Origin of the sequence: Marinilabilia sp. (assembly GCF_016278715.1) — a bacterium.
In the GTDB taxonomy this organism is placed as follows: Bacteria; Bacteroidota; Bacteroidia; order Bacteroidales; family Marinilabiliaceae; genus Marinilabilia.
In genome coordinates, this window is record NZ_JADQBH010000031.1 from 1 (window position 1) to 9,175 (window position 9,175).

At 41.7% G+C, this 9,175-nt stretch carries 10 protein-coding genes; 3 read left to right on the forward strand and 7 right to left on the reverse strand.

What is annotated here, in order from left to right:
- Window positions 1–24: 24 nt before the first annotated feature.
- The 7 genes from QZZ43_RS02080 to QZZ43_RS02110 form a co-directional block, all read right to left on the reverse strand.
- A complete protein-coding gene (locus tag QZZ43_RS02080) occupies window positions 25–762 on the reverse strand; it encodes a glycosyltransferase (protein WP_291855753.1) in 738 nt (245 codons plus the stop codon).
- A gap of 69 nt (window positions 763–831) precedes the next feature.
- Window positions 832–1,578, reverse strand: coding sequence for a glycosyltransferase family 2 protein (locus tag QZZ43_RS02085; RefSeq protein ID WP_291855756.1), 747 nt, complete (start codon window positions 1,576–1,578; stop codon window positions 832–834).
- Window positions 1,579–2,850: a glycosyltransferase gene (locus QZZ43_RS02090; protein WP_291855758.1), complete on the reverse strand. Its 1,272-nt coding sequence runs from the start codon at window positions 2,848–2,850 to the stop codon at window positions 1,579–1,581. It lies immediately after the preceding gene.
- Window positions 2,851–3,074: 224 nt separating this feature from the next.
- Window positions 3,075–3,326 carry a membrane protein insertion efficiency factor YidD gene (yidD, locus tag QZZ43_RS02095; RefSeq protein ID WP_291855761.1) on the reverse strand — a complete coding sequence of 84 codons (252 nt, stop codon included), beginning with the start codon at window positions 3,324–3,326 and terminating at the stop codon, window positions 3,075–3,077.
- Window positions 3,323–3,718 (reverse strand): ribonuclease P protein component, encoded by a 396-nt coding sequence (locus QZZ43_RS02100; protein WP_291855765.1) that lies wholly within the window; start codon window positions 3,716–3,718, stop codon window positions 3,323–3,325. The genes yidD and QZZ43_RS02100 overlap by 4 nt, the downstream gene beginning before the upstream one ends.
- A 140-nt stretch (window positions 3,719–3,858) precedes the next feature.
- Window positions 3,859–4,605 (reverse strand): uroporphyrinogen-III synthase, encoded by a 747-nt coding sequence (locus QZZ43_RS02105; RefSeq protein WP_291855768.1) that lies wholly within the window; start codon window positions 4,603–4,605, stop codon window positions 3,859–3,861.
- A 50-nt stretch (window positions 4,606–4,655) separates the two neighbouring features.
- Window positions 4,656–5,840 carry a DUF4271 domain-containing protein gene (locus QZZ43_RS02110; protein ID WP_291855771.1) on the reverse strand — a complete coding sequence of 395 codons (1,185 nt, stop codon included), beginning with the start codon at window positions 5,838–5,840 and terminating at the stop codon, window positions 4,656–4,658.
- 755 nt (window positions 5,841–6,595) lie between these two features.
- Here QZZ43_RS02110 and QZZ43_RS02115 point away from each other — a divergent pair.
- From QZZ43_RS02115 to QZZ43_RS02125, 3 genes are all read left to right on the forward strand, one after another.
- Complete coding sequence (locus QZZ43_RS02115) at window positions 6,596–7,747, forward strand: methyl-accepting chemotaxis protein (protein WP_291855774.1); 1,152 nt, start codon at window positions 6,596–6,598, stop codon at window positions 7,745–7,747.
- Window positions 7,748–7,783: 36 nt separating this feature from the next.
- Window positions 7,784–8,062, forward strand: coding sequence for a hypothetical protein (locus QZZ43_RS02120; protein WP_291855777.1), 279 nt, complete (start codon window positions 7,784–7,786; stop codon window positions 8,060–8,062).
- A gap of 23 nt (window positions 8,063–8,085) precedes the next feature.
- The coding region (locus QZZ43_RS02125; RefSeq protein ID WP_291855780.1) for a hypothetical protein at window positions 8,086–9,175 on the forward strand (1,090 nt) is incomplete at its 3' end.

Here is a 9,175-nt window from a genome sequence, read left to right on the forward strand (position 1 = left end):
GAAAATCAGGATTCCTTTTTTGCCCTAATTATTAAAATTTCCATAGTTATAAACTATTTCTTCCTTTTGAATCTCTTTTCCAGAAATCATTCTGTATAAATGAAGCTTTGCGAATTTAAGTATAAACAGGATGCCCCCTTCGGCTTTTGCCCGTCGATCCGAGGTATAAAAATATGGGGTAAGGATGCCATGCTTTAAATGATGTTCTCTACGGGCTTTTTTTATGTAAAGACAATCTTCGCAAAGGCCGATGGTTTCGTCGAATCCCCCAACCAGATTATGCACTTCCCGGGTAGAAATAAAACAAGCCCCATAGCCTGATGAGTAAACCGGCTTAAGAAAATACATAAATGAGTTTAGAAAAAGTGCACTTAAATCGGCGGACCAACCTCCTTCTAAAATCCTTATGGGACAAGTGGCTGTATCTAAATTCCGTTTTTTTATCTGATTGTTGATTCTTTCAATAAAGTTGCTTTTCACCGAAGTATCCGCATCAAAAAACAATAACCTCTCATACTTAGCAACTTCAGCACCCCTGTTTCTACTATACGCAGGACCACGGGCAGCATCAAGTCTGACATACCTGAATTCTTCAAAATGACACGCAAAAGCTTTCGTTACCTGCTCTGTTTTATCGATGCTGTTGCTGTCAACAACTATTACTTCAAAGTTTTTTACTGTCTGATTAATCAACGCATTTAATATCCCGGCAATGTACTTTTCTTCATTGTAGGCAATAATAATGATACTAATTTTATTCACTCCTGCCATATTTTGGTTGATCACTCGTTAAAACTTTTTATTTCCAACTCAAAACAAATTTTTCGGGTTTCAAAACCGCTTATTTCTTGCCCAATACCAAAGAAACTTAGGGGCTATTACGAAATGGGCAAAGATAGCGGAAATCAGCCCATAATTTTTTACCATAATCCGGAATCGTTCCCTTAACCCGGGAAGAATATTCTGTTTAGTGAGACCCCCTTCTCTGAAACGGCACAGAACCTTATGTGTATTATTGATTTTCGATGCATTTCTAAGGGCATGAAGACACCAATCAAAATCAGCAGAGAATTTGTAGCGTAAATCGTACTCTTTTGCCACTTTCCGGGATGCGATGAATGATTGATGGCTCACAAGCATTCCACGTCTGAAATGGCGCCAATTTAACTTTTCCGGGGGCGACAAACGGCGCAATCCAATCTCACTGCCATCCGGATTAATCAATAGAGTCTCCCCGTAATAAACATCGGCTGAGTGGCCCTCTGAAAACAGATCATTCAGAACTTCAGGCGAGGCAGGTTCATCGCCTGCATTTACAAACCAGAAATAATCCCCTGTAGCCAGGTTCATTCCTTTGTTCATGGCATCGTAAAGCCCTTTGTCTGGCTCACTGACCCACCGGGATATGATGGATTCGTTTTGCCGGATAATATCAACAGTTCCATCTGTACTTCCTCCATCCACAATCACATATTCGATATTGGAATAGGTCAGGGAAGCAATACTCTTTAAGGTGTGTAAAAGGGCTTCTGCGCCGTTAAAAACAACTGTGATTATGCTTATTTTAGGTTTATTCATTTACTTATTACCTGTTACAGACTTATAAATCTCATCATATTGCTGCGCAACCAACGCGGGAGAAAAATTGTCTTGTGCAAAAAGTCGTGCATTCCGGCCCAGCTCCTCTGAATTTTCCATTACAAAAAGAATCCCCTCAGCCAGATCTTTAGATTTTCCGGGAGAGACCAGAAATCCTGATTGCCGATGTTGAATCATTTCCGGAACTCCCCCAATATTAAACGCGGCAACCGGCGTACCACAAGCCATGGATTCCACCACCGTATTAGGCAGGTTGTCCTGCATCGATGGCAACACAAACAAGTCTGTAGCCTGATACAACCGGGCCATCTCTGTTTCGTTTTTCACCACATCAAAAGAGTGCAATTTAAAAGTCAACTCAGCGCCCAGAGACTCAATATTCTTCCCAAACACCATCAGCTCAAGTTTTTCCTCCAGTCCCGATTCTCTTTGTGACAAATAATTCAAAGCCTTCAATAAAAACCCAATACCTTTCCTGGGATCGGCAACATTGGCCGCCCCAAAAAGCAACAATTTCTTGTTTTCAGGCAATCCCAGTTGTCGCCTGACGAGACTCTTTTGTTCAGGATTAAAATGGTCTATATCAATGGGATTAAAAACCTGATTAACCGCATGTTTTAAATCTTTCCGAACCAACGCACTTTTTGCGGCCATTTCCTGCATCCATTTGCTACACCCCACAAAGGTGATGGAAGCACCCTGGTAGATGTTTTCTTTAGCTTCATGTTGCCGGGCAGATAAATCATCAGGGGCGGGCCTTTTCAGCATCGGGCATTGTCCGCAGGTAGAAGTAAACCCTCCACAAGTGCCCGGATAATGACATCCTCCGGTAAAAGGCCAGGTGTCATGAAGTGTCCAGACAACCGGCTTCCCGGTAGCAATTAATTTTTTGAGCCCTTTAAGTGACAGAAATCCCTGATTTACCCAATGCAGGTGAAGCACATCTGCTTCCCGAACCAGGGGATGCCGGCTGATATCGAAACCAAAACGACTTCGTGAAAAGGCAAAACGATTTTGTCGGTTTTTCTCAAAGGGAATAAAGAAGAAAATCTCTCCCAGAAACTTCAGTTTTTCAACCAAACGGGATAAACGTGAACGAATAAGTACCTCCACCTTTTCGTGCTTACCCGAGCCTTCGAGCACCAGCATCCGGGCATTAATCCCATAATGCAGGGAGGCTTCCAGAAGACGCACTGCAGCAACGGCAGCGCCTCCTGCATGATCGCTTTTATTGATGTGTAATACTTTCACAGAATCTCCGGTTTATTTGTAAAGATATAATTTTTGAACGATATCGCCCGAACATCTGTCACACTTCAAAAGTTTTAATCCTGCACCACTTATTCCACTTCAGGGAATAGACTCCGAATCATGGATGCTACAGTCATCTACCATAAAAGAATTGAGTAAAAATGTGTAGAAAGAAGCATGTTCCGATTCTATCATCCATACCGGATTATGGAAGGAATTGTGGATTATGGAACAGGGTCGTGCCCGCTTCCGCCCCACGGATTACAAGACAAAATTCTTTTAATTGCCAGCCAAAGCCCCTTAAAAGGACCATGCTTCTTCAATGCTTGCACCGAATAGACAGAGCACGTTGGAGTATAACGGCACGAAGGCCCAATCATAGGAGATATCACCCACTGATAGATGCGTACCGGAATAATCAGAATAAAAACCAGCACCTTTTTAAATGCCTCATATATATTTTGAAGTATCTTCATCGTCTTTCCATCTCAGCAACCAACTTCTGGATAGCTTTTTTCATGGCCTTTTCGATTGTTTGATAATTGAGTTCCTCTTTTGAAACGAAAAGAAAAGCCACCCCGAGTTGAACATCCTTTGCCTTCAAAACATCCAGCAACGGTTGTTTATTAAGGCGGTAGGCTTCCCGCATCCTGCGTTTAAGCAAATTGCGTTTCACGGCCCTTTTAAAACGTCGTTTCGAGGCTGAAAACATGGCCTGAACAGGAACCATTTCCGGAAGTTCGGCAGGCATAAACTGCACCCTTAAAGGAAAGGCCATAAAAGCCTCACCCTGGTCAAAAAGCCTGTCAATGATTTTTCGACTGCATAGCTTCTCTGATTTTCCAAAAGTAAACCCGGGTTGTTTCATCTCATATCTGCAGTTTAATCAAAACACATAAGGCATCAGGATTCTGAACCCCCTCATTAAACCTTAAGTTTGTTGGTCAATAAAAAAAACACTCCTTCCCATAATCAGGCAAGGAGTGTTTAGTTAAATCAAATAACGTTTTATTTCTTGTTGTGTTTCTTGATAAACATTTCCAGGGCGGCTGTCATAGACGGAGCCTGTGGCAGAGGAGCCTGAATGTCGAGCCGGAGACCAGCGTCCTTAACTGCTTTCGCTGTCGCGGGTCCAAAAGATGCAATAAGCGTTTCTTTCTGCTCAAAATCTGGAAAATTCTGCATCAACGATTTAATTCCCGACGGACTGAAAAAGACCAGAACATCATAATTGATGTCTTTAAGGTCGCTTAGATCACTACTGACAGTCCGATAAAGAATTGCCTTTGTAAATCTAATTTTAGATTTCGTCAGCAGGTTAGGAATCTCGGGCTTATGAATATCAGAAAGTGGAACCAGGAACTTTTCCTGCTTGTGTTTTTTTATCACCTCCACCAAATCAGGAAATTTTCCTGTGGAGTGGAAGATCTTGCGCTTTCGATAAACAATATATTTCTGAAGATAGAAAGCCGTAGCCTCCGAAATACAGAAATATTTCATGTCATCGGGAACCGTAACACGTGTCTCTTCACAAATACGAAAGAAATGGTCAATAGCTGTCCTGCTGGTGAAAATAACGGCAGAATGCTCCAAAATATTAATCTTCTGTTGCCTAAAATCTTTAGACGATATCCCTTCAACCTGAATAAACGGCCTGAAATCAATCTTCACATTGTTTTTTTCCGACAGGTCAAAGTAAGGAGATTTTGGTGTTGACGGCTTAGGCTGCGAAACCAGGATTTTTTTGATCTTCAATTTGCTTAAGTTTTAGTTCAACAAAACCAGAAACCAATACACTATTTAAGTCAATAAAACAGCACTTTAATCAGTATTGACAAGGGTAAAATTTCCAGGGCACAAAGGTACAAAAATATGTAATAACCTGAAAGCCCACCCCTTAAATTTGCCACAAATCCGCGGCCTACTTGGATTACATACAGTATTACAAAGACAGAAAACCCAATTCTCGGAATCCAATGACGTGCCTCGGGCTCCAGAAAAGGAAAAATCACCACTAGAGGCAACAAAATAAGCCCGAAAGCTTTACTCATAATGGACGATTGAAACAGATATTCGGCTGTGGCCTCCTGAACACCAAAAACCCACCCAATAAAGCGATAAACAATGAACTTAAGTGTGAAGATAACGATAAGAAACCCAAAGAGAGGGACAAGTAACTTCCAGCCGGACAGCTGAAAAAATGTGTGGCCGGACTGCCTCATGGATTCAAAAAACAACAGCGCAAAATTGGCATAGAATAAAAACTCCAGCCAGAAAGATGCAACTTTCTGAACTCCGCTATTGGTTGACTGCAGCTTCCCGGCTACATTTTTGAAAAGAACCGCACTAAATACATCCGAAATGTATTTGTACCATTTGAATCGTATAAATCCGGTGAGAGCCACAAGAGAGACAATCAAAACCAAAAACCAATTCTGGCCCAGGAGTGGTTCCTGATGTTCTTTAACATTTACCGGAATGGGATCCTGAATCTCTACCGTTTCAATCGTTTTTACAGCTTTCTCAACAAATACAGATGAATCAACAACCGCTTGAAGACTGTCCTCAAACGTTCCTGCAAAGTCAGCTTGTTTTTCCGAAACAGAATTGCTTTTACCAAAACCATCAGAAAAATAATCTAATGGCAGGATGGATATTTCTGCATTGAAGTTTGAAGACCACAAATCAGATGTATAACCGGAACTTTGCCACTCAGCAATCAGTACAGATTCAAGGCCGTCCGGTCCTTCATACACCATATCCGGTTCAGCTTCTGGCACCGGGGTTTCTGGCGTTTCAACCATCACCTGTTCCACTGACTCCTGACGCCTACGCTCCTGGGGTTCTTCCTCCTTAAGCAGTTGAATTGCCGGTCGTTCAACCTTAATTTCAATGCTTTCAGGCACGTCTATCACGGGCTGCAAAATAAGTGCAGTGGTATCGTTATTCTGCGATATCTCCTGGCTTTCCGGAATTGCGTTTGGTTTCATCTGCAAGAAAGTTGATCCACAAAAATATAACATTTTAAGTGATATCTCTCCAATTTATCCGAATCAATTCATAAACTTGATTAAGATTCAGGCCAGAGTGAAATTTGATACGGCCGGACTCTTGAAAAAAGCAAATCAGTCAGTGGTGTTCAGTAAGTCGTTGAACGATAAGAATTCAGATACTGGCACATCCAATGAACGACCAATGACAACTCAAATGTCACAGTTGAAAGGTTTTAAGATATTTTTTTTTTAGGAAAGTAACTCAGTCGCAAAAAAGAGCAGTAGCTATCAGGTGTGGCGCACTCTGATCCGCCATTTCGGAGCCTGATTTGCACAATACAACTACTCAGTACCTCCTCCACCCTTCTGATATCAGTTTACCGCGTGTCATCTCGATATTGTGAAGCAATCTCTTTTCTTTAAAAAAAATCAGTGAAAAGTTTTTACAAAAAAATAGCAGGTTTTCAACATCAGAAATAATTTGAAAAATAATATAGACAAACAAAGGATTTATGGTTAAAGAACAAAACATTCAGGAAGCTTGACGAAAATTAACCAAATTATGTAACCTTTTAACGAAAAAAACAGTTATCAGAAATAACCTTCCATCAAACGTTCATACACCCTTTAGTTGATAAATAAACCATTACTGCTGCAAATAATTTTTGAAACCCTGAAAAATAAACAGTTTTCAATACTTGCAAAGAACCCTGTTCTATGTTGCAGAATTAAAATCCTATAAACAAAACGCTATGTTAGACAGATTTCTAAACAAGCTTTCCTACAAGATAGGAATTCTGATAATCCTCACCCAGTTGTTTGCACTAATTATCATTGGCTATTTCTTTATCAGCACATTCACCGGTGAAATAGAAACCCGAATAAAAAACCAGATCAGCACTCCTGCCTTCATGATGTCGGAGGGAGCACTGGCCTACGAATCGGCTGAAAATGCTGAAATAATGGAAAATGTGGTGGGAGAAACCATCAGCGAATGTATCATAGTTGGTACGAACGGCTTTGTCTATTATTCACTCACACCGGAATACCGTGAGAAATATGTGGATGAAATAGGGCTCTATCAAGATTTCCCCGAAATAACGGAAGAAATAAACGAGCCGGTGTTCAGGAATCTGGAGTTTGATGCCTCGGAAAGTTATGCAAGCATCGCTCCCATAGTACTGAACGACGGACGCAGACTTGGAACCATCCTGATAGTGGCCGAAGCAGACAAGGTCGTGGAACAAAAGGCCACTATTACATGGGTGGTAATCGCAGGAATTCTTTTCTGTCTGATTCTCACATCGGCTGTTATACTTTTCCTGTTCAACCGGTTCATCACCACTAAAATACACATCGTTCTGGATGTTTTGGATAACCTAAAACAAGGTAACCTTCAAAAGAAGGAAATTAGTATCCACTCAAATGATGAAATCGGTTTAATTCTTAAGGCCGTTGACCAGCTTAACAGCACCTTTAAGGACATCGTCTCAAAAATCTTCTCCAGTTCTGAACGCCTTTCCTCCTCCAGTATCAACATGAGTGATGTATCTCAGTTAATTGCGGACGGTTCCAATGAACAAGCCTCGTCCGTGGAAGAAGTACTGGCCTCCATTCAGGAAATGTCAGCCAACATCGAAAACAATTCTGAAAACGCCCTGCGCACTGAGAAGATTTCGGACAATACATTTGGCGGACTGAAACAAATGTCGGAGGAAGCAGAGTTGAGTTTAAAATACATCAAAGAAATTGCCGATAAAATTACCGTCATCAACGACATCGCTTTCCAAACCAATATACTGGCTCTCAACGCCGCGGTGGAGGCGGCACGCGCTGGCGAACATGGACGAGGGTTTGCCGTTGTTGCCGGCGAAGTCCGAAAACTGGCTGAACGAAGCAAATAATCTGCGGACGAAATCAATAAGCTGGCAAACGACTGTGTGAACATAACAGAAAGTTCGCATGATATGATGACCAACCTCATTCCGGAAATAGGAAACACGACAGACCTGATCAAAGAAATTGCAGCCTCAAGCATGGAACAAAAAACCGGGGCATCACAAATCAGTTCCGCCATCAACCAACTGAATGAGGTAATTCAGCGAAATACAAAATTTGCAGATGATTTATCAAAATATTCCGGTGATTTGGAAACGGAATCAAAAGAATTGAAAGCACGGGTCAGCTTTTTTGATACCGACCTAAACGAAAACAAATAGAATCATCTCCTAAAATGTGCAAAATGAAACGAGTCACAACATATTTCACGTCAACATTCCTCATCCTCATTTTCTCATTTTCCTTTTCTGCATGTTCCGACTCACAGCAAGACGAGCAGAATATCAGAAACAGTAGCAATGAGATAGAGCGCCCTGAACAAACTGAGATAAAAATGGTGGGACAATGGCTGGGACAGGCCGACAGGGAAAAATTCATCCGGGAGTTTGTCCGGGAGTACAATTTCCTTCATCAGGATCAGAAAGTAACGATGGATTTCCCGGAGGATTTTGTGGGTAATGACCGCGGAGGCCAAAAACTGGACCAGTGGACCGCCAAACAGTTGAAAAGTGAACAATCGGAATACGACCTTCTGATGCTCAACAATGTAAACAACATCATTCTTGAAGAACCGGACTGGGCAAAAAAATATCTGATAGATTTTTCCGTTATTGATGGCTTTACAGAGAACACCGTTGACGGAGTCATTGAAAAGAATAAGGACCGATGGGCCGGAATTATTCCCGGACCTTTTATCGAAGGTTACAACTACGCCTTGTGGTGCAACCTGAATGTAGCCGAAAAACTGGGTATTGAAGTAAAACAAATGGGGATGACTTTTGAAGATTTCAAGAGTTACCTTAAAGCAATGCACGAATACAACCAACAGGCCTCTGAAGAAGACCAAATCTATGGTATTCTGGAAGCCGGGGACTGGTCAACCCTGGTCAATCTTTTCAACCAATTGTTTCTATCCAACCTTGAAAGTGAAGAACACTATCACAACAAATACATCAGTGAATCAAAACTTGAAGCATGGCAAAAAACACTGAAACAACTGGAGCAAATCGCTCCGTACAATCCGCTGCCACCCAACTGGCAGTCAAATGTATGGAATGAAATTTTCCCTGATATGCTGGGCGGCAAATACCTCTTTTTTTCCAACGCTACCTGGATGTTCAATTTTTGGCAATCGGTGGACAAGGAAAAACTGAAAAACATGATGCCTGCAGAATATCCTGTTTCAAAACCGGTGAATCATTACATCGACGGGTACCAGATAATGTGGGTCGTCCCCAAAAACGCACAACATCCTGAGGCAGATCGGAAGAGCA

Bases quoted from the DNA above. Each gene is read 5' to 3' on its own strand.
- QZZ43_RS02115 (WP_291855774.1), top strand. From the start codon at position 6,596: ATGTTAGACAGATTTCTAAACAAGCTTTCCTACAAGATAGGAATTCTG.
- QZZ43_RS02110 (WP_291855771.1), bottom strand. From the start codon at position 5,840: ATGAAACCAAACGCAATTCCGGAAAGCCAGGAGATATCGCAGAATAAC.
- QZZ43_RS02100 (WP_291855765.1), bottom strand. From the start codon at position 3,718: ATGAAACAACCCGGGTTTACTTTTGGAAAATCAGAGAAGCTATGCAGT.
- QZZ43_RS02085 (WP_291855756.1), bottom strand. From the start codon at position 1,578: ATGAATAAACCTAAAATAAGCATAATCACAGTTGTTTTTAACGGCGCA.
- yidD (WP_291855761.1), bottom strand. From the start codon at position 3,326: ATGAAGATACTTCAAAATATATATGAGGCATTTAAAAAGGTGCTGGTT.